General features: G+C 71.5%; 22 protein-coding genes and 1 pseudogene. 14 read left to right on the top strand and 9 right to left on the bottom strand.

Annotation, left to right across the window (positions count from 1 at the left end; all coding sequences use genetic code 11):
* Positions 1 to 167: 167 nt before the first annotated feature.
* The 3 genes from G3I56_RS36140 to xseA form a co-directional block, all read right to left on the bottom strand.
* A complete protein-coding gene (locus G3I56_RS36140) occupies positions 168 to 758 on the bottom strand; it encodes a malonic semialdehyde reductase (RefSeq protein ID WP_164416594.1) in 591 nt (196 codons plus the stop codon).
* A gap of 145 nt (positions 759 to 903) precedes the next feature.
* Entirely contained in the window at positions 904 to 1,158 is a 255-nt protein-coding gene (locus G3I56_RS36135) for an exodeoxyribonuclease VII small subunit (RefSeq protein WP_164416593.1), read from the bottom strand.
* A 9-nt stretch (positions 1,159 to 1,167) separates the two neighbouring features.
* Entirely contained in the window at positions 1,168 to 2,385 is a 1,218-nt protein-coding gene (gene xseA, locus G3I56_RS36130) for an exodeoxyribonuclease VII large subunit (RefSeq protein WP_164416592.1), read from the bottom strand.
* A 146-nt stretch (positions 2,386 to 2,531) separates the two neighbouring features.
* Between xseA and G3I56_RS36125 the strand changes: the two genes are divergently transcribed.
* Entirely contained in the window at positions 2,532 to 3,569 is a 1,038-nt protein-coding gene (locus tag G3I56_RS36125; RefSeq protein WP_164416590.1) for a 4-hydroxy-3-methylbut-2-enyl diphosphate reductase, read from the top strand.
* Positions 3,570 to 3,598: 29 nt separating this feature from the next.
* Positions 3,599 to 4,345: an ROK family protein gene (locus tag G3I56_RS36120; protein WP_164416589.1), complete on the top strand. Its 747-nt coding sequence runs from the start codon at positions 3,599 to 3,601 to the stop codon at positions 4,343 to 4,345.
* Positions 4,346 to 4,413: 68 nt separating this feature from the next.
* On the opposite strand, the gene G3I56_RS36115 is transcribed toward G3I56_RS36120, so the two are convergent.
* Entirely contained in the window at positions 4,414 to 4,983 is a 570-nt protein-coding gene (locus G3I56_RS36115) for a DUF6542 domain-containing protein (RefSeq protein WP_343240156.1), read from the bottom strand.
* Positions 4,984 to 5,192: 209 nt separating this feature from the next.
* Here G3I56_RS36115 and ychF point away from each other — a divergent pair, with 209 nt between their 5' ends.
* The 3 genes from ychF to G3I56_RS36100 all read left to right on the top strand — a co-directional run bounded on the left by ychF (position 5,193) and on the right by G3I56_RS36100 (position 10,252).
* Complete coding sequence (gene ychF / locus G3I56_RS36110; protein ID WP_164416588.1) at positions 5,193 to 6,281, top strand: redox-regulated ATPase YchF; 1,089 nt, start codon at positions 5,193 to 5,195, stop codon at positions 6,279 to 6,281.
* 162 nt (positions 6,282 to 6,443) lie between these two features.
* Positions 6,444 to 8,603 (top strand): DEAD/DEAH box helicase, encoded by a 2,160-nt coding sequence (locus G3I56_RS36105; RefSeq protein ID WP_343240155.1) that lies wholly within the window; start codon positions 6,444 to 6,446, stop codon positions 8,601 to 8,603.
* A gap of 230 nt (positions 8,604 to 8,833) precedes the next feature.
* Positions 8,834 to 10,252: a DUF6351 family protein gene (locus G3I56_RS36100; RefSeq protein WP_164416587.1), complete on the top strand. Its 1,419-nt coding sequence runs from the start codon at positions 8,834 to 8,836 to the stop codon at positions 10,250 to 10,252.
* A 40-nt stretch (positions 10,253 to 10,292) separates the two neighbouring features.
* On the opposite strand, the gene G3I56_RS36095 is transcribed toward G3I56_RS36100, so the two are convergent.
* The 3 genes and pseudogenes from G3I56_RS36095 to G3I56_RS36085 form a co-directional block, all read right to left on the bottom strand.
* Entirely contained in the window at positions 10,293 to 10,841 is a 549-nt protein-coding gene (locus G3I56_RS36095; protein ID WP_164416585.1) for a hypothetical protein, read from the bottom strand.
* A 120-nt stretch (positions 10,842 to 10,961) separates the two neighbouring features.
* The gene (locus tag G3I56_RS36090; RefSeq protein WP_343240154.1) at positions 10,962 to 12,185 is read right to left on the bottom strand and encodes an aromatic acid exporter family protein; all 1,224 of its coding nucleotides are present in this window, start codon (positions 12,183 to 12,185) and stop codon (positions 10,962 to 10,964) included.
* 77 nt (positions 12,186 to 12,262) lie between these two features.
* A pseudogene (locus G3I56_RS36085) lies at positions 12,263 to 12,379 on the bottom strand (NAD(P)-dependent dehydrogenase); the annotation flags it as partial.
* A 333-nt stretch (positions 12,380 to 12,712) separates the two neighbouring features.
* On the opposite strand from G3I56_RS36085, the gene G3I56_RS36080 reads away from it, so the two are divergent.
* The 3 genes from G3I56_RS36080 (at position 12,713) to G3I56_RS36075 (ending at position 14,224) form a co-directional block, all read left to right on the top strand.
* Entirely contained in the window at positions 12,713 to 12,946 is a 234-nt protein-coding gene (locus tag G3I56_RS36080) for a DUF5133 domain-containing protein (protein WP_164416583.1), read from the top strand.
* Between the two features lie 127 nt (positions 12,947 to 13,073).
* Positions 13,074 to 13,250: a hypothetical protein gene (locus G3I56_RS43420; protein WP_203691508.1), complete on the top strand. Its 177-nt coding sequence runs from the start codon at positions 13,074 to 13,076 to the stop codon at positions 13,248 to 13,250.
* A gap of 137 nt (positions 13,251 to 13,387) precedes the next feature.
* On the top strand, positions 13,388 to 14,224 hold the full coding sequence (locus G3I56_RS36075) for an oxidoreductase (RefSeq protein ID WP_164416581.1): 837 nt from the start codon (positions 13,388 to 13,390) through the stop codon (positions 14,222 to 14,224).
* Positions 14,225 to 14,263: 39 nt separating this feature from the next.
* Here the strand turns inward: G3I56_RS36075 and G3I56_RS36070 are convergent, their stop codons facing one another.
* The gene (locus G3I56_RS36070) at positions 14,264 to 15,379 is read right to left on the bottom strand and encodes a threonine synthase (RefSeq protein WP_164416579.1); all 1,116 of its coding nucleotides are present in this window, start codon (positions 15,377 to 15,379) and stop codon (positions 14,264 to 14,266) included.
* A 213-nt stretch (positions 15,380 to 15,592) separates the two neighbouring features.
* Between G3I56_RS36070 and G3I56_RS36065 the strand changes: the two genes are divergently transcribed.
* The 6 genes from G3I56_RS36065 (at position 15,593) to G3I56_RS36040 (ending at position 22,424) form a co-directional block, all read left to right on the top strand.
* Entirely contained in the window at positions 15,593 to 16,801 is a 1,209-nt protein-coding gene (locus G3I56_RS36065; protein ID WP_164416577.1) for a DUF4190 domain-containing protein, read from the top strand.
* Positions 16,802 to 16,995: 194 nt separating this feature from the next.
* Positions 16,996 to 17,748 (top strand): GntR family transcriptional regulator, encoded by a 753-nt coding sequence (locus G3I56_RS36060; RefSeq protein ID WP_164416575.1) that lies wholly within the window; start codon positions 16,996 to 16,998, stop codon positions 17,746 to 17,748.
* A gap of 355 nt (positions 17,749 to 18,103) precedes the next feature.
* Positions 18,104 to 18,322 (top strand): SPOR domain-containing protein, encoded by a 219-nt coding sequence (locus G3I56_RS36055; RefSeq protein WP_164416573.1) that lies wholly within the window; start codon positions 18,104 to 18,106, stop codon positions 18,320 to 18,322.
* Positions 18,323 to 18,346: 24 nt separating this feature from the next.
* Positions 18,347 to 18,796, top strand: a complete 450-nt coding sequence (locus G3I56_RS36050) for a (deoxy)nucleoside triphosphate pyrophosphohydrolase (protein WP_164416571.1) — start codon at positions 18,347 to 18,349, stop codon at positions 18,794 to 18,796.
* Between the two features lie 147 nt (positions 18,797 to 18,943).
* The gene (locus G3I56_RS36045; RefSeq protein ID WP_164416569.1) at positions 18,944 to 19,375 is read left to right on the top strand and encodes an ATP-binding protein; all 432 of its coding nucleotides are present in this window, start codon (positions 18,944 to 18,946) and stop codon (positions 19,373 to 19,375) included.
* 310 nt (positions 19,376 to 19,685) lie between these two features.
* Entirely contained in the window at positions 19,686 to 22,424 is a 2,739-nt protein-coding gene (locus G3I56_RS36040; protein ID WP_164416567.1) for a SpoIIE family protein phosphatase, read from the top strand.
* A 30-nt stretch (positions 22,425 to 22,454) separates the two neighbouring features.
* Here the strand turns inward: G3I56_RS36040 and G3I56_RS36035 are convergent, their stop codons facing one another.
* The gene (locus G3I56_RS36035) at positions 22,455 to 24,023 is read right to left on the bottom strand and encodes a hypothetical protein (RefSeq protein ID WP_343240153.1); all 1,569 of its coding nucleotides are present in this window, start codon (positions 24,021 to 24,023) and stop codon (positions 22,455 to 22,457) included.
* Between the last annotated feature and the right edge of the window lie 23 nt (positions 24,024 to 24,046).

Genomic DNA, 24,046 nt, shown 5'->3' with positions numbered 1-24,046 from the left:
CGTGGCCGCCGAACTCAACAGCCGCCCACGCAAAACGCTCGACTGGGAAACCCCAGCCGAGCGCCTCGCTAAGCTACTGGACCTAGCCAGCTGACCAGCAGTGTTGCAACGACCCCTGGAATTCGCCAGGAGCCGGGGGGCCTCACTCATGAACGCGTCGGTGTACCTCAGACGGTGGTGACGACGTCGTCGTACGCCAGACGCGGGGAGCGCGGGTACCAGGCGTCGGCGCCCGGGTTGCCGATGTTGACGACGGCCAGCGGGGTGTGGTCGTCGTCCAGGAACTCCTTCTGGATGCCCGCGAAGTCGGCACCGGTCATCGGGCCGGCGGCGAGGCCGGCGGCGCGCACGCCGATGATGAAGTACGCGGCCTGCAGAGCGGCGTTCAGTCCGGCGGCACCCTCACGGGCGGAACGCTCGCTGAAGAAGAGGTCCTTGGCCTGGGGGAAGGCCGGGAACAGGGTCGGCAGCTCCTCGTGGAACTCGTTGTCCGCGGAGAGGATCGCGACCAGCGGCGCCGTGGAGGTCTTGGCCTGGTTGCCCTCGGCCATGTGCTGCACGAGGCGCTCGCGGGCCTCGGCGGAGCGGACCAGGGTGATGCGCAGCGGGCTCTGGTTGAAGGCGGTGGGGCCGAACTTGACCAGGTCGTAGATCGCCTGGATCTGCTCGTCCGACACCGGCTCGTCGGTGAAGGTGTTCGCGGTACGGGCCTCGCGGAACAGCAGGTCCTGGGCGGCGGGGTCAAGAACGAGGGACATGGGCAAACCTTCTGTAGACGTGCGTCGGATCCGGCGGGATCGGCTGACGACATCGACAGTACAAAGTGAAAGTTCAAAGTTCAACAAAGGGCGGCGGATGGTGATCCGCTTCACAGGGAGCGAAGCGCACCGAACCGCGGGCAGGTCACTCGGCGCCGCCCTCGTCGCTCCCCGCCGCGGACGGTTCCTCGGGCCGTTCCTTGGTCAGGGCCGCGTCGAGCCGCTTGCGCGCCCCCTCCAGCCACTGCCGGCACACCTTGGCCAGCTCCTCGCCGCGTTCCCAGAGAGCGAGGGACTCCTCCAGCGTCGTACCGCCCACCTCCAGTCGCCGTACGACGTCGATCAGCTCGTCCCGCGCCTGCTCATAGCCGAGCGACTCGCTCGCGTTGCTGCTGGTCATGCGCCCACCCTAAACATCGACAACATCGACTCGGACAGTGAACTCACCCTCGGCGACCCGCGCCCGCAACGTCTCGTCGGCCGCCACCTCACCCGGATCCCGGACCACGTGCCCGTCGGCCCGCTGCAGCACCGCGTACCCGCGCCGCAGGGTCGCGGCGGGGGAGAGGCCCACCACGCGCGCGTGGGTGTGGGACAGCTCGGAGTCGGCACGGTCGAGGAGATGGCCGAGGGTGCGTCGGGCCCGTTCGACAAGGGCGACGACCTGGTCGGCCCGTTCGTCGATCATCCGGTGCGGATCCTCCATGGCGGGCCGGGCGAGGGCGTGCGCGAGCCCGCGCTCCTCCCGCTCGACGAAGGCGTGGACGGACCGCCTGGCCCGGTCGAGCAGCAACCGCACCCGCTCGTACTCCTCGCCCACGTCCGGTACAACCTTCTTGGCGGCGTCGGTGGGAGTGGAGGCCCGCAGATCCGCCACGTAGTCGAGCAGCGGATGGTCGGGCTCGTGCCCGATGGCGGAGACGACCGGCGTACGACAGGCGGCGACCGCCCGGACGAGCTGCTCGTCGGAGAAGGGCAGCAGATCCTCCACGCTCCCGCCGCCCCGGGCCACGACGATCACATCGACCCCGTCGAGGTCGTCCAGCTCCTTCACCGCCTGGACGACCTGCGGTACCGCGTGCACGCCCTGTACGGCGACGTTGCGCACCTCGAAGCGGACGGCCGGCCAGCGCCGGCGGGCGTTCTCCAGGACGTCCCGCTCGGCGGCGGATGCCCGCCCGCAGACGAGCCCGACGAGGTGTGGCAGAAAGGGCAGCGCCTTCTTCCGCTCGGCGGCGAACAGCCCCTCGTTGCCCAAGGCCTTCTTCAACTGCTCCAGCCGGGCGAGCAGTTCCCCGACCCCCACGGGCCGTATCTCGGTGGCCCGCAGCGACAACTGCCCCCGGGGCGCGTACCACTCGGGCTTGGCGAGTACGACGACCCGGGCGCCCTCGCTCACCACGTCGGCGACGGTGTCGAACACCTGGCGATAGCAGGTGACGGCGACCGAGATGTCGTGCGAGGGATCACGCAACGTCAGAAACACCACGCCGGCACCGGGCCGCCGAGACAACTGGGTGATCTGCCCCTCGACCCAGATGGCGCCGAGCCGGTCGATCCACCCCCCGATGAGCCGCGACACCTCACCGACGGGCAGCGGAGCGTCAGCGGACGTGTTGAGACCCATACGCCGAGACTATCGGCGACCACTGACATCGCCGGGCATCTTGCAGCCCGTCCGGCGATTGAGGACGAGCGCGTCCAGCGCGAAAGGGGGTCTGGGGGCGCAGCTCCCAGGTACACGATCGTTGCTGCGCGGAGCGCGGCCTTACGATGGTTCCCATGACCGCTTCGCCTGGCCGCCGTGTCCTGCTCGCCGCCCCTCGGGGCTACTGCGCGGGCGTGGACCGCGCCGTGATCGCCGTCGAGAAGGCCCTCGAACAGTACGGGGCCCCCATCTACGTCCGGCACGAGATCGTGCACAACAAATACGTCGTACGGACCCTCGAGAAGAAGGGCGCGATCTTCGTCGAGCGCACCGCGGAGGTCCCCGAGGGGTCCATCGTCATGTTCTCCGCGCACGGCGTCGCCCCGGTCGTGCACGACGAGGCCGCCGCGGGCAAGCTCGCGACCATCGACGCGACCTGCCCCCTCGTCACCAAGGTGCATAAGGAGGCCGTCCGCTTCGCGAGCGAGGACTACGACATCCTCCTGATCGGTCACGAGGGCCACGAGGAGGTCATCGGCACCTCCGGCGAGGCCCCGGACCACATCACGCTGGTCGACGGCCCGAAGGACGTCACCAAGGTCGAGGTCCGCGATCCGTCGAGGGTCGTGTGGCTGTCCCAGACCACCCTCTCCGTGGACGAGACGATGGAGACCGTCGACGCCCTCAAGGAGAAGTTCCCGCTGCTGATCTCGCCGCCCAGCGACGACATCTGCTACGCCACCCAGAACCGCCAGCTCGCGGTGAAGCAGATGGGCGAGGAGGCGGAGCTGGTGATCGTCGTCGGCTCCAAGAACTCCTCGAACTCGGTCCGCCTGGTCGAGGTCGCGAAACTTGCCGGCTCCCGCGAGGCGTACCTCGTCGACTTCGCCGACGAGATCGACGAGGCCTGGCTCGACGGCGTGTCGACGGTCGGCGTCACCTCGGGCGCGTCGGTCCCCGAGATCCTGGTCGAGCAGGTCCTGGAGTGGCTGTCGCAGCGAGGCTTCGAGGACGTGGAGCTCGTCAAGGCGGCCGAGGAGTCCATCACGTTCTCGCTGCCGAAGGAACTGCGCCGTGACCTGCGCGCGGAGGCGGCGGAGCTGGTGGCCCAGCGCACGGGTGCCACCGCCCCCGAGGCCGCTACGACCCCCTCGGGCGAGTGACTGTCAGTCCTACGCCGTAACGTAGAGCCATGCACATCTTCGGCGTGGACATCGGCGGGTCAGGGATCAAGGGCGCCCCTGTGGACCTGGACAGGGGCGACCTCGCGGAGGAGCGCTTCAAGGTGCTGACCCCGCAACCGGCCACACCCGACGCGGTGGCGGACGGCGTGAAGGAGGTCGTCGACCACTTCGGCTGGACGGGCCCGGTCGGCATCACCTTCCCGGGCGTGGTCACCGGCGGCTCGACGATCCGTACGGCGGCGAACGTCGACAAGAACTGGATCGACACGGACGCGCGCGCGTTGCTGAGCGACCGGCTGGGCGGCCTCCCGGTGACGGTGCTGAACGACGCGGACGCGGCGGGCGTCGCCGAGATGCAGTTCGGCGCCGGCCGCGACCGCAGAGGCACGGTCGCCCTCCTCACCTTCGGCACGGGCATCGGCAGCGCCCTCTTCGTCGAGGGCGTCCTGGTCCCGAACACGGAACTGGGCCACCTGGAACTGCACGGCCACGACGCGGAGACCCGGGCGTCCACCAAGGCCAAGGACGACAACGAGCTGACGTGGGAGCACTGGGCCCACCGCGTCCAGAAGTACCTCGCCCATGTGGAGATGTTGTTCTCCCCGGAGCTGTTCATCATCGGCGGCGGTGTCAGCCGCAAGTCCCAGAAGTTCCTGCCGCTGATCGAGGGCATCAAGGCGGAGATCGTCCCGGCGGAACTGCAGAACAACGCGGGGATCGTGGGCGCGGCGATGCGGGCGTCCAAGGAGGCGTGACCGGGCGGGGAGACGCGGGACGGGGCGGCCCCACGGGAGCAGGTGGGGCGACCGGCGAACCCGGCGCCTCACACGGGCATACGGGCCCGTCCCGGCCGTCGGTTCATCAGGCGGACCTTCCGCACGGTCGCGATGACGCCCGCGACGAGCGTCCCCCCGTACAGCCACCCGGCCTCGGTGGCGAGCGCGGTGACGATGCCCATCAGGCGGGAGAAGATCCCGCCGTCACCGTCGGCCACGGGCAGCAGGCCCACGGTGAAGGCGATGGGTACGACGACGGGCGCGATCACCAGGTCCGCGCCCCGCACCCAGGCGGCGGTCAGCACACACACGGGCAGGAACAGCACCCCGTACGCCGTCAGGGACGCCCCGAACAGCAACTGGTCGAGACAGCCGAGCGCGAACATCACCGCGGCGCAGAACAGCCCGCCGCCGAGACCGGTGAGCCGGGGGTCGGGCATCCGCCGCAGAGCCTGCACGAACGGTGGGGCGGACCGCCGGGCGGTGGCCGGGGGACGCCGGGATCCGGCCGCTGCCTGCCCTGTGACACGGCCGCCGCGCGGGTCCGGCGAGGCGCCGCGGCCGGGCTGGGCGGGGCCGGAGTGCGGGGGACGGTGTCGGATCCTGTGTTGCTCCACTGGACCAACCTAGGTGGGCCTGTACACGGAACAGCCCCTCAGACACGCCGAACGGACACCGAACCCACGCCCGACAAACGACCGTGACACGCCGACGGTCCCCCCTTGGCCAGGCGTTCGATACGCCGCCGGTCCGGGGTTACGGCAGCCCTTAGACTGAGGGATCGTCTCCACCCTCCTCACCCTCCTCTCGTACGGGAAGTCGCAACGTGTCGCTCACGATCGGAATCGTCGGTCTGCCGAATGTCGGCAAGTCGACCATGTTCAACGCCCTGACCAAGAACGACGTGCTGGCGGCCAACTACCCGTTCGCCACGATCGAGCCGAACGTCGGCGTGGTCGGCGTCCCGGACGCGCGCCTCGCGAAACTGGCCGAGATCTTCTCCTCCCAGAAGATCCTTCCGGCGACCGTCGACTTCGTCGACATCGCGGGCATCGTGAAGGGCGCCTCGGAGGGCGAGGGCCTGGGCAACAAGTTCCTCGCGAACATCCGTGAGTCCGACGCGATCTGCCAGGTCATCCGCGCCTTCCAGGACGAGAACGTCGTGCACGTCGACGGCAAGGTCTCGCCGAAGGACGACATCGAGACGATCAACACCGAGCTGATCCTCGCGGACCTCCAGACGATCGAGAAGGTCCTGCCGCGCCTCCAGCGCGAGTCGCGCATCAAGAAGGACGTCGGGCCGAAGGTCGCCGCGATCGAGGCGGCGAAGGAGATCCTGGACAAGGGCGACACCCTGTTCTCCGCGGGCATCGTCCAGGGCTCCGGCAACGAGGAACTCCTCCACGACCTGCACCTCCTCACCACCAAGCCGTTCATCTACGTCTTCAACGTCGACGAGGACGAACTGGTCGACGAGGACTTCAAGGCCGAGCAGCGTGCCCTGGTCGCCCCCGCCGAGGCGATCTTCCTCAACGCCAAGCTGGAGGCGGACCTCGCCGAGCTCGACGACGAGGAGGCGATGGAGCTCCTGGAGTCGGTGGGCGTCGAGGAGCCCGGCATGGCGACCCTGGCCCGAGTCGGCTTCGACACCCTGGGCCTGCAGACCTATCTGACGGCCGGCCCCAAGGAATCCCGCGCCTGGACCATCAAGAAGGGCGCCACCGCCCCCGAGGCCGCCGGAGTCATCCACACCGACTTCCAGAAGGGCTTCATCAAGGCGGAGGTCATCTCCTTCGAGGACCTGGTCGAAATGGGCTCGGTGGCCGAGGCCCGCGCCAAGGGCAAGGCCCGTATGGAGGGCAAGGAGTATGTGATGCAGGACGGGGACGTGGTGGAGTTCCGGTTCAACGTCTGACCACGTCCGGCGATTCATCAAGAACCGTGCCCGATCCGCTAGTTGGCGGGTCGGGCACAGGTCTGCGGGGCCGCACAGGAATGTCAGGTCCTCGGGGTCGGAAGCGGGGACCGTGACCGGCCGGGGCGACTTGCGGGCGAGGGCGGCAGAGGGGCGGGACGCGTGGGGCGGGGCGAGCGGGAGACGGTTGCGAGGGGAGCGCGGCTGTACGAGGCGGCGCAGGGTGTGATCGGTGACCACAGGCAGGCGGTGGAGGCGGCCCGGGCGGCGCTGAAGCCGATCCACGACGCGGCGGTCAAGCGGGAGCTCGACGCCATCCCTGTCGTCCGGCTGCAGGACGTCACCGAAGGGCGGCTGCGGCTGGGGAGCGTCGAGAAGAGCGGACTGCGCACACTGGGCAGTGTTCTCGAAGCGGGACCGTACCGGTTGCGGCAGATTCCCGGGGTCGGGCAGCGCACCGTCGACCAGATGCTCGCCGCCGCCCGCCGGCTCTCCGAGGCCGTGCACCAGACCGTTGCCGTCCATATCGACGTGGACCGGCCGGAACCGAGCACCACCGCGCTCGTCATGGCCCTGCACGTACTGGTGGAGGCCGGCCCGGACGCTCGCCGTGCGGTCGACAGGGCCGCCGTCCTGTCCGAACGGCTCGGTCCGTTGCTTGCCGACGCCAGGCCCGCCACCGGACGGATCCGGATGTTGCTGGCGGGCCAGGAGAAGAAGGCTCGCGCGTCGGCGGCGGTCACCGGGATCCGGTCACTGGCGGACGAGGCGGAGCGGGCGGGCCTGCCCGCACTGCTCGCCCAGGCATCGGTGGACCTGCTCCGGGGGCCTTCGTCCGACATCGCGGCCTGGGTGGACTTCGAACTCCGCTCGGCCGAGTACTACAGCCTGCTCGCCGAGATCTCCGGGCGGCAGCCGGACACGGGCGCCGCCGAGGGCTTCCTGCCGGACGAGATCGCCGAGCGGGTACGGACCCAACACCTCGACGACACCCACCGGCGGGTCTCCCTGCGCGGTTACCAGGCGTTCGGCGCGCGGTTCGCGCTCGCGCAACGCAAGGTGATCCTCGGCGACGAGATGGGCCTCGGGAAGACCATCCAGGCGATCGCCGTGCTGGCGCACCTGGCCGCCGAGGGACAGACCCACTTCATGGTCGTCTGCCCGGCGAGCGTCCTGGTCAACTGGACACGGGAGGTCGAGGCCCGCAGCGCCCTGCGGGTCATGGTGCTCCACGGCCCCGATCGGCACTACGCGTTCGCCGACTGGAAGGGGCGGGGCGGGGTCGCGGTGACCACGTTCGACGCGCTGCGCGGGTTTCCCGTACCGGGCGGCGGTGAGGTCGGACTGCTCGTCGTCGACGAAGCGCACTTCGTGAAGAACCCGAAGGCCAAGCGGTCCCAGGTGGTCGCCTCGTGGACGGAGCGTTGCGGGCGCGCCCTGTTCATGACCGGAACCCCGATGGAGAACCGGGTCGTGGAGTTCCGCGACCTGGTCCGGATGCTCGACACCGACGTCGCGGAATCCCTGGGCGAACGGGACGCGTTGGCCGGATCGGTCGCCTTCCGCAAGGCCGTGGCCCCGGTGTACCTGCGGCGCAACCAGGAGGACGTACTCACGGAACTCCCGAGTCTGCAGCAGACCGACGAGTGGGAGGAGCTGAGCGCGTCGGACGAGGAGGCCTATCGCGATGCCGTGCGCGCCGGCAACTTCATGGCGATGCGCCGGGCCGCCTACCTGCGCCCCGAGAAGTCGGCGAAGCTGGAGCGGCTCCGGGAGATCGTTCAGGAGGCCGGCGAGAACGGGCAGAAGACGGTGGTCTTCTCCTATTTCAAGGACGTACTGGGAGTGGTGGAGGAGGCACTCGCGGCCGGAATCGCCGACGGCACTCCGGTGTTCGGTCCGCTCACCGGAAGCGTTGCGGCCGGGCGTCGGCAGCAGATCGTCGACGACTTCGCCGGCGTCCCGGGCCCCGCGGTGCTCCTGGCGCAGATCCAGGCGGCGGGCATCGGCCTCAACATGCAGGCCGCCTCCGTGGTCGTCATCTGCGAACCCCAGATCAAGCCGACCATCGAACACCAGGCGGTGGCCCGGGCCCATCGGATGGGGCAGGTCAGGCCGGTCCGTGTGCACCGTCTCCTCGCCACCGGGGGCGTGGACGAACGCATGGTGAAGATGCTGGAGGCCAAGACGCGTCTGTTCGACGCGTACGCCCGTCGCAGCGCCGTCGCCGAGGCCACCCCGGACGCGATCGACGTGTCGGACTCCGAGCTGGCACGCCGGATCGTCGAGGAGGAACAGGAGCGTCTGGGCGTGACCGCGTGAGGCCCGGCCCTTCGGCCTCGCCGGGGTCGGCGTCGGCGTACGCGAGGCGATTCCGGGCCTCTCGGGCGAGTTCGGCACCAACTCGCCCGCTCGCACCAGCAGAGTTGTGCATTATCTTGACGGCCGCAAGAAATGAGCCCTACATTCCTCCACGTCTTCGTTCAGTGCACTGCACTGAACACCTGTCAGGTCCCGCTCCGTAAGCCGCCCCCCACGCAAGGAGCCGTTCCATGCCCGCAGGCACCCGCACCCGCCCCCGCACTCGCCGCACCGGTTCGCGCATCGCCCTGGCCGTGCTGGCCACGCTGACCTCGGTGGCGCTCACCACCCTCCCCTCCTCGGCCGCCCAGCCGGACACGGCCGTCGCCGGCCACCTCACCGGCACCCTCGCCGACGGCGCCACCTGGATCGCCGACGTCCCCGACGACTGGAACGGCACCCTGGTGGTGTTCAGCCACGGCTTCGGCCCCACCATCGCCAGGAACGCCCCCACCGAGGCCGTACGCGTCGAGCTGCTCGCCCAGGGCTATGCGCTCGCCGGGTCGTCGTACGACCCGAACGGCTCGATGTGGGCCCTGAACAGCGCCGAACGGGACCAGTTCGCCACCATCGACGCCGTCGCCGCGAAGATCGGCGAGCCGTCGCGCACGCTGGCCATCGGCAGTTCGATGGGCGGGCTCGTCAACGCCCAACTCGCCCGGGACGGCGGCGGGATCATCGACGGCGCGCTCGGCCAGTGCGGCCTGGTCGCGGGCGCCACCGACCTGGAGAACTACCAGCTGGACGCCGAGTACACCATCGCGCGCCTGCTGCTGCCCGCACAGGACGTGAAACTCGTACGGTTCGGCACCAACGCCGAGGCCGCCGCCACCGCCGACCTGCTCACCAAGGCGGTCACCGCCGCCCAGGCCACCCCCCAGGGCCGCGCCCGGATCGCGCTGGCCGCCGCCTTCCTCAACCTGCCCGCCTGGGCGCCCGGGAAGGACCGGCCCGCCGCGACCGACTGGGCGGGCCAGCAGGAGCAGCAGTACGCGTGGTTCGCGCAGGGCATCCTGTCGTTCGTCGAGGGCGGCCGGTACGCCATCGAGCAGTCCGTCGGCGGCAACAACTCCTGGAACCGGGGCGTCGACTACGGCCGTCTGCTCGCCGGTTCCGTACACACCACCCAGGTCCGCGCCCTCTACCGGGCGGCCGGCCTCGACCTGCGCGCCGACCTGCGCACGCTGACCGAGGGCGCCACGATCACCGCCGATCCGGCCGCCGTACGCACCGCGCAACGAACGTCCTCCGCCGGTCAGGGACTTGAGGTGCCCCTGCTCGACATCCACACCACCGCCGACAACCTCGTTCCGGTGGAGCAGGAGACCCGCTTCGCCGCCCGGGTGCGCGCCTCGGGCGACGGCGCGCTGCTGCGGCAGGCCTACGTCGAGCGGCAGGGCCACTGCGCGTTCACCACCGCCGAGACCGTGGCGGCCCTGCACGCCCTCGAACACCGCGTCGACACCGGCCGCTGGGACGACGTCGCCACCCCGGCCGCGCTCCAGCGCTCCGCCACCGCGCTCGGTCTGGACGGGGCGGCGTACGTCCCGTACCGCCCGGCACCCCTGACGGTCGGCCGCGACGGGGCGGCGCACGCGGCTCAGCGCTGACGGGTCGGCACTGACCGGCGAGGGCCGGGGCGCCGATCGCTCAGGAGCTCGACCCCTGGGCCGCTGTCAGCGCCTCGGCCCGGGGCTGGAAGGTCTCGTCGACCTGGCGCAGGCGCAGCTGTTCCAGGGTGTCCAGTTGCCGGTCGGCACGGCCGAGAAGCCCGTCGAGGCGCACCGGGTCGAGGCGCTCGTCGGTGTCGGCCAGGCGGCGCAGCGTCCGCCAGACGGCGGCCTTCGCCTCCACGCCCAGCCGCAGCATCTCCAGCTCCACCATGGAGGTGAGCGGAGAACGGCGGACGATCCGGCCGTTGCCCTTGAGCCGACCCGCCCGCTCGGCCAGCCGGCCCGCGACGATCTTGTAGCGGCGTACGGGGACGTCGAGCGACCGCATGATCCGCACCAGGTCGGCACGGTCCTCGGCGATCTCGACGGAGATCGGCCCCACGGCGTCGGCGAGCGCCGGGTCCCGCTCGGCCTCGGACTCGGCCAGCGACCGGGACCGGTCCGTGCCGACGGTGGCTCCGGCGAGATGGTCGTTGAGGTAGATGCCGAGCAGATCCGTGTCCGTTCGGTTCGGGCGGTCATACATGGGACCACTTCCCTTGGGATCGAAAGCACGCCGACGTGACGTGCGACGCCCGCCGGGTACCCCGGGACGTGCGGTCACACTGACCGGAACCGGCTCGCCGCCACCGTCCCGACCCGGAGGTCAACCGGCTGCCGCCCGGCCTGGCCCGGCTGGGCGGCGGGCCGTCTCCCGGCCCGTCGGGAGGAGCGGTGCCAGGTCGTCCAGGAGGCGTTGGGTGTCCGCGGTCAGTCCGCCCAGTTCGGGAGTGGTCTCGGAGCGGCCGTCGGCCAGTACGTGGGTCAGCCGGCGGAGAGCTTCCGCCGCCGTCGACGCCGCCTCGGCACGGCGGCGACCGTCGGTGCCGTCGCTCTGCTGGAGGTCGAGCACGTCACCGGCGGCCCGCAGCAGCGTCGCGAGGATGCCGGGCACGCCGTCCGGCAGCACGGTGGCCTCGGTCAGCGTGCGCATGGTCGCCCTGATGTCCTCGGCGATCCGGTCCCAGGTGAGGTCCCAGCCGGCCCGCGGCGGCTCGGACACGGATCGCCGCATCCGGTGCCCGGGATTGAGCCGGTGACCCTCCTCCGACCAGCGCCGCGCGGCCCGCAGATCCGTCACCACGTCGGTGATTTGCACCGCCCGGTCGTACCAGCCCCGGGCCTGCTCGAGGTCGTACGGTCCGTCGAGGCCGTCCGCGGCGGTGTGCAGCAGGTCGGCGCACTCCTCGGGCAGCCGTCCCCGCAGCCGGCGGACGTCGCGGGAGTGGACCGGCGGCAGGACGAAGGCGTTCACGCAGATGCCGATGACCGCGCCCAGCAGGGTCTCCAGGAGCCGGTGCAGGATGTCGAAGCCCGTGTACGAGCCGTAGCCGAGGACGAAGAGGGCGGCCGTGGGCGCGTACAGACCCTCCGCACCGAAGCGCGCGTAGTTGCCGAGCAGCACGGTGAGCGGCAGCGCCAACGCCATCGCCGCCATGGTGTCGTGGGTCAGCACGCCCGCCCCGGCGGCGATGAGTGTGCCCGCCACGACCACGGCGAACTGCTGCAGCCCCGACACCAACGACCGGTAGACGGTGCGCTGGACCAGGAACAGAGCAGTCCAGGGCGCCAGCAGGGCCATCGGCGCGTTCCACCACCAGCCCGCCACCGCCCAGGCCAGCAGCGCGGCACCCGCCGCCTTGAGGGACTGCACCGCGGTGTCGCGCTCCGGCCCGGCCTCGGTGACGCCCCTGCGGGCCGAGCGCCACACGGCGTCGACTTCACGGGTGATCGAGCCGGTGATCGACCGCCAGGCGAAGTGACCCGCCTTCCCCAACTCCCTCCCCTTCCCTTCCACCTTCCACCACTTGCCGCTCACCTTGTCGCTCACGGGAGAGGGAGGCCGCCTGTGGCGCCGGACCCGGCGGTGTCCGGGCGCGTCGCCGCGATCAACGGAGCCCGGACCGGGTACGAGTCCTCGCCGTGGTCGGGAGACGGGTCCATCGGGCCGGTCCGGCCGGGGTGCCGCCGGTCCTGCTGCGGGAAGTCGGGGCGGGGGTGCTTGCCGACGGGGTTCTCAGGCACGGGAGTTGCTCCTCGGTCGTGGATTCGGCGGGTCGCGGTGCGGTCGGCCCGCTTGCGGCGGGGCATGTCGGGCCACTCCTCGGAGTGCCCCCGCTGGAGTGATCCACACGGACGGGCCCGGCCGCCCGAGCGGGACACGGCGAGGTGCGTGGTGACAGCACCTGGTCTGGCGGGGGCCTGTTTGAGCAGTGAGACCTGGGGCACCTGGTTCGCAGGTGCTTGGGATCACAGGTGCACCGCGGGAGCGGCCGCCGAGCGGCTGACCTGGGGTGCGCGCCACCGGGAGTCATCCCGCAGCACCCCCGCCCCGTCACTCGTCAAGGGAGAGCTCTCATGCTGATGGCCCACCCCACCGTCCTCGCCGACCTGCTCGAGCAGTACGAAACCCTTCGTGCCCAGCACGACCAGCAGGAGGACGACACGCAGCTGCTCCACCGGCTGAACGACGTCTCCTACACCCTGTGCGTCGCCACCGGTACCCGCGACATCGCCGCCGCCCTGACAGTCGCACGCCACCAGCTCCAGGGCGCCCGAGCGGAGAGCCGAGCGGTCGGAGCCGGCATGTGATGCGGGGCGCGGTGGGCATGTTTCCCACGGCCCGGGACGGGGACCCGGAGACACAACCGGGCGAACCGGAGTCAGAAGATCGACGTGGACCCCCAACGGGCCGGACGCAGAAGGAAGATGAAGCACCGTGAGTGCCGAAGCCAGGAAGACGAGGACCACCGTCCGCAGGGCCGAGACCGGCTGGGCGAGGGCCCGCCGACTGCGCGGACACGGCGTACGCACCTGCGTGCGGGCGACGTTCGACGGCGATGCCGGGGAGACCTCGCGAGGGGCCGAGGGGAACGTCGTCAGGGGCGAGGACTGAAGCCGGACGGGTCGCGTTTCGGCCCTGTGGAGGCGTGCGCCCTCGGGGGCAGGCACTGTCCGTCTAGGCTGCTGACGGAGCATCTGAGCGGGTTGGCGCAGTAGGCGGACAGTGGTTTAGGGGAGGGGGCTGACCTCATGAGCAGGGTCTGGTTCATCACCGGTGCGAGCAGTGGCTTCGGGCGGGCCGTCGCCGAGGCGGCGGTTGCCGCGGGCGACGTGGTCGTCGGGGCCGCACGACGGACGGGCGCGCTGGACGGCTTTGTGGCCGCCCACCCCAAACAGGTCCAGGCGCTGCGCCTGGACGTCACCGACCAGGCGGCGATCAAGACCGCCGTGGACGATGTCGTCGCGTGGCACGGGCGGATCGACGTGCTCGTCAACAACGCGGGGCGTACGCACGTCGGTGCCGTCGAGGAGACCACCGACGCCGAACTGCGCAGCCTGTTCGACCTGCACGTGTTCGGGCCTGCCGCGCTGGTACGGGCCGTGCTGCCGCACATGCGGCAGCGGGGCTCGGGCGCGATCGTGCAGATGAGCAGTGTGGGCGGGCAGCTCTCCGCACCGGGCTTCGGGGCGTACAGCGCGACGAAGTTCGCGCTGGAGGGCATGTCCGAGGCGCTCGCGGCGGAGGTCCGGCAGTACGGGATCAAGGTGCTGATCGTCGAACCGGGGGCCTTCAGGACCGACTTGTTCGACAGCGGCCGTGCGAGCGTCAGCCGGGATCTCGGCGTCTATGTCCGCACGGTCGGCGCGACCCGCCGGATGGTCGCCGAGGGCGACGGTGCCCAGCCCGGCGACCCGTCGAAGGCGGCGGCCCTGATCCTCGCCGCCCTCGACGCCCAGGACACACCGCTGCGGCTGCCCCTGGGCGACGACGCGGTCACCGGCGTACTCGGCCATCTCGAACAGGTACGGGGTGATGTGGCCGGCTGGGAGAAGCGGGCGCGGGCGACGGGGTTCGACGTCGGCTGAGTCGGTCGAGCGGGATCTCGGGACGGCGCCGGACCGACGTCAGACCGGCGGCGCCAGGCCTGTCTTGAGTCCCGCCCCGCACAACGGCACCACCGCTGTCCGCGTCCCGAGTACCTCCTCCCGTACGGCCGCCCAGCAGGCCACTGCGGTCGACTCCACGTACAGCCCCCGGGACGCCAAGTCCCTTTGCGCGTGCCGGATCTGATCCTCCGTCACCGTCAGGAACGTGCCGCCCGAGTCGCGTACCGCGCGCAGGATCTGGCGGGCCCGGGGCGGGTTGGGGATCGCGATGCCCTCCGCGAGGGTGGGTGACATCGGGGGCGGGGCGATGCCGGTGAGGTCGGGGGCGCCCTCCGTCCAGGCGTGCGCCAGCGGGGCGACCGCCGCGGCCTGTACGGCGTACAGCGCGGGGCGTCGGTCGATGAGGCCCGCCGAGTGCAGTTCGGCGACGGCCAGAGCCGCGCCCAGCAGCAGGGTGCCGTTGCCGACCGGCACGACGATGACGTCGGGAAGGCGGCCTCCCATGTCCTCCCACAGCTCGTGGACGTACGTCTTCGTGCCGTGCAGGAAGTACGGGTTGTAGACGTGGGAGGCGTAGAACGTGCCCGGGGCGTCCGCCGCCTCGCGGGCCGCCGCCGCCGCGGCATCCCGGTCCCCGTCGATCACCCGCACCCTCGCCCCGTGCGCCTCGATCTGCTCCAGCTTCTTCGCGGAGGTGCCCTCGGGGACGTACACCGTGCAGGGCAGCCGGGCGCGGGCACAGTACGCGGCGATCGCCGTACCCGCGTTGCCACTGCTGTCGGCGATGACCTGAGCCGGGTTCAGACGCAGGGCGAGTTCGGCCAGGAGCACCGCGCCCCGGTCCTTGAAGGAGAGCGTCGGCATCAGGAAGTCGAGCTTGGCCGAGACGCCGTCGCGCAGTTCCACAAGGGGGGTGCGGCCCTCGCCGAGGCTCGTGGTCGGGGTGGGGAGAGGGAGCGTCTCCGCGTAGCGCCAGAGGGAGTTGACCCGGCCCGTGAGGGACTTGAGGGGCGCCGGGGTGGGCGCGAAGTCGAGGTCGAGGGGGCCTCGGCAGAGGGGACAGCACCAGGTGAGGGTGCCTCCGGGGACACGGGTGCCGTCCGCGGGGCAGTAGCAGTCCGGCAGTGGGCTCATATACGCAGAGTAGTTGCGTACGGGGTTCAGCACAGGCCGGGCACCCACAGCCCGTCCGGCGACTGAGGACAAGGCCCGTTCAGGGCCGTGAGCGGGGGTCCGGGGCGGCAGCCCCTCAGGACGGGAATGGGTAGGGGCGGCGGGGGCGAAACTCCCTTACCATGCGCGAAGTCGCACGCCAGTTCACATCACCCGACGAGGAGCCCGGCACTCGTGTCCATACCCCCGCCCCCCGGACCCGACCAGCCACCGTCGCCGTACCCCTCGTATCCGGGCCAACCCCACCAATACCCCCAGGGCCCCTACGCCTCCTGGCCCCAGGGCTACTCCCCGTACAACCGCCCGACCCCCGTCAACGGCCTCGCCATCGCCTCCCTCGTCCTCGGCATCCTCTGCTTCCTGCCCGCCCTCGGCCTCGTTCTCGGGATCGTCGCGCTCGTGCAGATCCGGAAAAAGGGCGAGCGCGGCAAGGGCATGGCGATCGCCGGATCCGTGCTGTCGACCGTCGGTCTCGCCCTGTGGGCGCTGCTGCTCGGCACCGGTGGCCTGTCCGAGGCCTGGGACGGCTTCAAGGACGCCGCCAAGGAGAACAACAGCAGCTTCTCCCTCGTCAAGGGTGACTGCTTCGACTCGCCGGACGGTTCCCTGGAGGGCTTCACCTACGACGTCGACAAGGTCCCCTGCGCCGGCACGCACGACGGCGAGGTGTTCGCCGCCTTCAAGCTGCCGGCCGGCGCCTACCCGGGCGACGACCGCGTCACCGAGGTCGCCGACGACAAGTGCTACGCCCTTGAGGACCAGTACGCGATGGACGCCTGGGCCCTGCCCGACGAAGCCGACGTCTACTACCTCACCCCGACCAGTCAGAGCTGGCGCCTCGGCGACCGCGAGGTCACCTGCGTCTTCGGCAGCGTCGACCCGAACGGCACCCTCACCGGCTCGCTGCGCAAGGACGGGACGACGCTCGACGCCGACCAGCTCGCGTACCTGAAGGCGGCCCACGTCCTCAACGCGGCCATGGACACGGCGCCCGACGAGGAGTACGTCGACGACGACCTGCCGGGGCACAAGGCGTGGGCGCGGCGGGTGACGGACGCCCTCGACGAGCAGACGCGCCTGCTCACCGAACACCGGTTCGCCCCTGCCGCCTCGCCCAGCGTCGCCGCCCTGGTGAAGGACCTGCGCAGCGCGCGCGGGGAGTGGGCGAAGGCGGCCGAGGCCACCGACGTCGACACCTTCTACGACCACTACGACGCCGGCAGCGAGCTGCTCGACGTCGACCGTACGGTCACCCCGCGCAAGGCTCTCGGGCTCGCGACGACCCCGCCCTCGTACGACCCGGAGGGCGGCAGCGGCGGAGACGGTGGGGACACGGGGGGTACCGGGGACACCGGGGGAGGGGACACCCGCATCGAGGCGTGAGCGAGGGTGTGACGGCTGGCGGAACGGGGAGAACCTGTCTGCGTCGCACTTGCGCCCAGGCCTGCTGTCCTTCCCGCGCAATGCCCTCCGCCGGCGCATGTCATCACATCGAGTGATTCTCTGGCCTTTGCTTGCATGTCACAACCCATGGTTGCCAGGCTGTCGCTGTCTGTACAACCTGATGGGAGCGGCCCGTGACATTCGGTGAACAGCCGGCCTACCTGCGTGTCGCGGGTGATCTGCGGAACAAGATCGTCGACGGTTCACTGCCACCGCACACCCGCCTCCCCTCCCAGGCCAGGATCAGGGAGGAGTACGGCGTCTCGGACACGGTCGCGCTGGAGGCCCGCAAGGTGCTCATGGCCGAGGGTCTGGTCGAGGGCCGCTCCGGGTCGGGCACGTATGTGCGCGAGCGGCCCGTGCCGCGCCGGATCGCCCGCTCCGGCTTCCGTCCGGAGGGCGGTGCGACCCCGTTCCGCCAGGAACAGTCCGACGCGGAGGCGCGCGGCACCTGGGAGTCCAGCAGCGCGCAGACCGTGGCGAGCGGCGCGGTCGCCGAGCGGCTCTCGCTCCTGCCCGGCGACCGTGTGATGCGCACGAAGTACGTCTTCCGGGACGCCGGCGAGGTGATGATGCTGTCCACCTCCTGGGAGCCCCTCGCCGTCACCGGCCGTACGCCGGTGATGCTGCCCGAGGAGGGTCCGCTCGGCGGGATGGGTGTCGTCGAGCGCATGGCGGCCATCGACGTGATCGTGGACAACGTCATGGAGGAGGTCGGCGCCCGCCCCGGCCTCGCCGAGGAACTGCAGGCCCTCGGCGGTGTCCCCGGGCATGTGGTGATCGTCGTGCAGCGCACGTACTACGCCTCTGGGCGCCCGGTCGAGACGGCCGACGTCGTGATCCCCGCAGACCGCTACCAGGTGGCGTACCACCTGCCGGTGAAGTAGCCCCGCCGCCCCTGGATCCAGTGAAGTAGCCCACATCCGGGGGCGGTTGACCTTGCGAACGCTCCCCCCTTCACCGCTGTCCCGCCAACCGCCGCCGCCCGCCGGGCCGTTGGATTCTGGCCGTTTTCGCAGGTCGCCCTGAGGGGCGCGCTGGGCCACTGACCGGACACACCATGCTCTTTCGACGGCGCGTTCGATGTCGTGCGCCCCTCGGTGCTGGCCGGTTGGCGTACCTCTTTGTAAAAAGCCGTGTTCGCTGCGTGAAGGTAAGGCGTAGGGTCGGGCATATGCGGATTGCGGTTTCCTTAGCGGGCGGGGCGCGGCGCAAGCCGGGGGCGGGAAGTGGAGGGGCTCCATGAGCGACGGGACGATCACTCTTCCCTGGCTCGTCATACGGCAGGACGACAACGGCAATCGCTACCGCGTGGGCCGGTACGCGACCCGCGCGGAGGCCCAGAAGATGGCCGACAGCCTCGACGACCGCGGCCACAAGCAGCTCTACTGGGTCGAACGGGTCGGCCAGACCGGACAGAGCGGCCAGAACGGGCAGAGCGGCCAGAACGGAACCCGGTGATCCGGCTCCCGTAGGCTCCGGCCCATGACGGAACGGACGGAACGGACCGCCCCGGCGGCGGGTTCGGAGCATGCGGCCGAGGGGCGCGTCGTGGTCGTGGGCGCCGCCCTGCTGCGCGAAGGACGTCTCCTCGCCGCCCGCCGCAGCGCACCCCCCGAGCTGGCAGGCCGCTGGGAGTTGCCCGGTGGCAAGGTCGAACCGGGTGAGGCGCCGGAGGAGGCCCTTGTGCGCGAGCTGCGCGAGGAGCTGGGCGTCGAGGCGGAACCCGTGGAGCGCATCCCGGGGGAGTGGCCCCTGCGGGCGCCGTACGTCCTGCGGGTCTGGACCGCGCGGCTCCCGGCCGGCTCGGCCGAGCCGAAGCCCCTCCAGGACCACGACGAACTGCGCTGGCTGACACCGGCCGAGATCTGGGACGTGGACTGGCTGGATCAGGACGTGCCGGCGGTACGGGAAGCGGTCGCCCGGCTGGGGTGACGCTCACGGGGTCGGAGGGCGGCTCGTGGGACCTGTGGGGCGCCCGGTGCGCGCGCCCTGTACGCCGTTCGTGCCACAGTGCGCCCTTGGAGGCGGTAATCGGCGTCGAATACCGGGTATGTGCCCATTAACCCCACGAAACCGGACATGGGTGGGTCGCTTGCCTGGGAAGTGATCGGCGTGATCGACACCGAAGGCGACTGTGCCGAGTGGAGCTTTCCCGCGGAGCCCGGAGCCGTCCGCGGAGCCCGCACGGTCGTGCGTGGCCAACTGCGCGGCTGGGGGCTCGACGCCCTCGGTGACATCGCCGCGCTGCTGGTCAGCGAGCTGGTGACCAACTCCCTGAGGCATGCCACGGGGCCCATCGGTGTACGGCTGGTGCGGCCCGCCGGGAGCGTGGCCACACTCCTGGTCGAGGTCTCCGACCCGCTGCCCGACCCGCCCCGCGAGCGCGCCGCCGGCCCCGAGGAGGAGGGTGGCCGGGGGCTCCAGCTCGTCGCCCACTCGTCCAGCCGCTGGGGCACCCGCCCCGCCGACGCGGGCAAGACGGTGTGGTTCGAACTGCCGGTGCCGGGATGAGACCCGGCCGGACGGGGAACCCGGCGTCCTGACCACCACGAACCGCGCGCCGGGGTGAACTGCGGCTGTTCGCCCGCCCCCGCACCGTCGACCATGTGGTTCAGGCCACTGGCAGTTGTCGCCAATAGGGGTTCGACCGGTGGTCCCCTGGTTAGAAGACTGGGAGTGTTGTCGCGGGCCGGTCCGAAAAGCATCGGGATTGTCCTGTGATCGTGAACACCGTGTTGTGGGGCGCCGTAGTGCTGGATACTGCGGGCAGCCGCCCCCGGTGACCGGTGCCGGACGCGGTGAGCTGGAGGGGACGGTTCGCGTGAGCGAGATACCAGCGAAGGCCACGGAGTCCAAGGACCCGTCGGGCGGCGCGAGTGCGGCGGGTGCGGGTGATGCCGCGGCCGGTGCGTCGCGCCGTGCGTCGGGCGCCGGGGGCCCCGTCGGCGGTGACGCGATACGCGATGCGACACGTGAAACCACGCGTGACACCATGGGCGATCCGGTGCGCGACACGACACGTGACACCGCGCTGGACCACGCGCGTGATGTGACAGGTGACCCCATGTGGCAGAGCAGCCCTCCCGGCTCGATCTACGACTACATCAAGGTGGCGTCCTTCTCCATCGGTCCCGACGGACTCGTCGACCAGTGGAGCCTGCGCGCCGAGAAGATCTTCGGCATCCCCGCCGCGCGGGCCGTGGGCATGGACCCCATCGAGGCCTTCATCGACCCCGATCTGCGCGAGCGCGGCCAGCGGAAGATGGCGGAGATCCTCGACGGCCGGGAGTGGACCGGCGTGGTCCCGTTCCGCGTCCGCGATCCCGAACTGGGTGAGGAGGGCCGCCGGGAGGGGCTCGCCGAGGTCTATGTGATGCCGACGCGGACGGAGGAGGGCGAGAGGGCCGCCGTGTGCATCGTCGTCGATGTGCGGACGCTGAGGCAGATCGAGACCGACCTCGCCGCCTCGCAGGCGATTTTCGGACAATCTCCGTTCGGCTTCCTGCTGATCGACACCGACCTCCGGGTCCGGCGCGCCAACCAGCGCTTCGCCTCGATCTACGGAGGCGACGTCGACGACCACCGCGGTCGCGGTGTGTACGACTACCTGCACTCTCCCGAGGCCGAGCGGGTGTCGGCGACACTCCGCCGGGTCCTGGAGACCGGTGACTCGATAACGGACATGCACATCACCGGCCTCGTGCCCGGCTCCGACGAGCGTCGGCACTGGTCGATCAACCTGTACCGCGTGCACAGCGGCACCGGCCGCCCCATCGGTGTCGCCTGGCTCGGCACCGACATCACCGCCCGCCGCGCCGCCGCCCGCGAGGCCGCCGCCGCACGGCGCAATCTCGCCCTTCTGAACGAGGCCGGCTCCCGCATCGGGAACTCCCTGGACCTTGAGACGACGGCGCGCGAACTCCTCGATGTCGTCGTCCCCGGCTTCTGCGACCTCGCGACAGTCGACCTCTACCAGGGGCTGCTGGCGGGGGACGAGACCCCGCCGGGGCTCGCCGACGGCAGCGCCGAACTCCGCCGCGTCGCCTTCGCCAGCGCCGTCTCCGACGCGCCCTTCGCCGGCGGCCAGGAACCCGTGAGCGTCGGCGCCGTGCACCACTTCCCGTTCAACTCACCCTGCGCGGACGCCCTGCGCACCGCCCGGCCGCAGTTCGTCCCCGCCGAGGACAACGGCGCCATCCAGTCCACGCTGGCCGTCCCGATGGTCGCCCACGACACCGTCGTCGGCCTCGCACAGTTCTCCCGTACGAAGGGCAGCGAGCCGTTCGGGGAGCGGGACCGCGCGCTGGCCTGGGAGTTGGCCGCGCGGGCCGCCGTCTGTATCGACAACGCCCGGCTGTACCGGCGTGAGCACGAGCGGGCGCTGATCCTCCAGCGCTCCCTGCTGCCCCCCGGCGACCCGGAGGCCTCCGGCCTCGACATCGCCTGTCGCTACCTGCCCGGCAACGCGGCCACCGAGGTCGGCGGTGACTGGTTCGACGTCATCGAACTTCCCGGCAACCGCACCGCGTTGGTCGTCGGCGACGTGATGGGACGGGGGCTGCGCGCCGCCGTCGCCATGGGTGAACTCCGTACGGCCGTCCGCACCCTGGCGCTTCTCGACCTCGAACCGGCGGAGGTCCTCTCGGCGTTGGACGAGATCGCGCGCGGCCTCGGCACCCCCGGCGGCGTCCAGCAGGCCACCCGCGCCGCCCGCCAGTCCAAGGACGCCGACCTCGCCGAGGTGTACCTCGCGACGTGTATCTACGCGGTCTACGACTCGGTGACCCGCAGGTGCACCTTCGCCAACGCCGGCCATCTGCCGCCCGTGCTCGTCGAACCGGGCGAGGACGCGCTGATGCTCGACGTGCCGCCGGGCATGCCGCTCGGCGTCGGCGGCGAGCCGTTCGAGGAGGTCGAGGTCGAACTGGCCGAAGGTTCGCTGTTGGCGCTCTACACGGATGGACTGGTCGAATCGCGCGACCATCCCCTCGACGAGGGCCTGCAGGCGTTCGTCGGCGCCCTGAGTGACCCCTCCCAGCCGCTGGAGGACGTCTGTGACCACGTCCTCAGCACGCTCGACACCCACCACGGCGAGGACGACATCGCCCTGCTGATGGCACGCGTTCAGGGGCTGCCCGCCGATTCCGTCGGCGACTGGACCCTGCCGCGCGAGCCACGCAGCGTGGGCCGTGCCCGTGAGCTGACCCGCACCCAGCTCACCGCCTGGGGTCTCGAAGCCCTCATCGACACCACTGAGCTGCTGGTCAGTGAGCTGGTCACCAACGCCCTGCGCTACGGCGAGGGCGAGATCCGGCTCCGCCTCCTCCTCGACCGCATGCTGGTGTGCGAGGTGTGGGACGCCGGTCTCGTCCAGCCGCGCCGCCGCCGCGCCCGCGACACCGACGAGGGCGGACGCGGACTCCAGCTGGTCGGCCTGCTCAGCGCGGCCTGGGGCTCCCGCCGCACCCCGCGCGGTAAGACGGTGTGGTTCGAACTCCCCCTGCCGGACGCGGGAACGGTCCTCGCTGACCCGGCGGAGGCGCTCCTCAGCCTGTTCTGATCAGCCCGTTCCGGCGGAGACGAAGCCCTCTTACGGAATTCCCGGCGAATTCTTACGAGGCGAGGCGAGGCCCCGCCGGGCACGCGTGGCGGGGCCGCCGAACGAACCCGGCGCGCCGCCGGTGAGCGCCTCGGCCGCCGCGTCCGGCAGATCGCCGAGCAGGATCCCGCCGAGGACCGCCCCGGCGACCCCGTTCGTGTGCTCGGGCCTCCCGCCGTACGGATTCCCGTGCGCGCGCACGTCCCGCTCGGCCAGTTCGCGGGCCCGCAGCGCGAAGACGTCGGCCTCCGCCGGGTCCCGGTCGAGCTGTCGGCGCGCCTCGGCCAGCCGGGTCCTGGCCTCGGCGCCCACTGCGCCCCGGTGCGTGCCCACGAAGCCGTCGGCGGCGTCGGTGGCCAGGCGCGCGACGGCCCGCACGGCAGCGGGCACCGTCCCGAGTGGCGCGGCCACCACCACGACCCGGCGCAGGGCGTCCAGAGGGTCGTAGGGCCCGGCGGCGGCCTCTTCCCGTACGGCGGCCAGCGCGGCCCGGGCGCGACGGGCATGCCCCTCCAACGCACTGTCGGGCACTCCCGCCCGCTTCCCCTCGGCCACCTGCTCCCGGGCCTCCACAACCACCGCCTCCACCTCGTCCAGCGCGTCCGGAACCGCCTGGGCGGCGGCGGCCAGTGCGGACGCGAGGCGGTCGACGCCGTCCACGAACACCTCGGCCTGGGCGATCGCGCCCTCGGCGGCGCGCAGATGCAGCACCGCCCTGTCCGGTTCACCCAGGTCGGCGGACTGGCGCGCCCGGTTGAGCCCGGTCGTGGCGAACACCAGCCGGTCCTTCGCCTGTTCGACCTGGCCGGCGACGGAGGAACAGGCGGCGGGCGTGTACCGCTCGCCGAGGTCGGCGAGAGTGGCCTCGGCGGCCCCCGTACGGCCGGTCAGTTCCCGGAAGCGCACCTCGGCGTGTCTGAGCGCGCCGGTCAGATTCTGTTCGAGGGCGCGCAGCCGGTCGAAGCCGGCGGCCTCCGCGTCCAGTCGCCGCCCCGCGTCCACACACCGGGCGACGATCTCGTCGAGGGCGCTCGGGGAGGCGTCCGCCGGGTTGTCGTCGTAGGCCTGGCGCAGCTGGAAGGCGGCCGACAGTTCGGCCTCGGCATAACGCACGGCCTCCGTGAACGGCGCGACCGTCTCGGCCCCGAGCAGCCCCTCCACGAAGCCGAGTTCCTCGCGGCTGGTGCGTACACAGTCGTCGGCCGCGACCAGCGACTTGCGGGCCTGCCGGTCGAGTTCGGGGGTCGTGGGCCGTGCGACGGGAGGCAGGGCGGCGGGAGTCGTACGGGTCCTGGTACGGCGTCTGCGGCGGCCGTAGCCGTACGCGGCCACCGCGACCGCCGCGCCCGCCACCACGAGGGGCAACACCAGATCGCCGGTGGAGGACTCCTCCTCCGGGGCCGCGACATCCGAGGCTTCGGAGCCGTCGGACACGACCGGTGCGCTGCCGACCGCCGACACGGGCACCTCGTACCCCTCGAACCTCTCGTGGTCCGCCGTCACCCCGGGCAGCACCAGCCACATCACTCCGATCACCCCGCCGAGCGCGGTGTGCGCCACGCGCACGGGTATGTGGGAGGCGG

Source organism: Streptomyces sp. SID12488, assembly GCF_010548275.1.
Lineage (GTDB): Bacteria > Actinomycetota > Actinomycetes > Streptomycetales > Streptomycetaceae > Streptomyces.
Note: the sequence above shows the minus strand (reverse complement) of the source record. Positions and strands in the feature narration are given on the sequence as shown.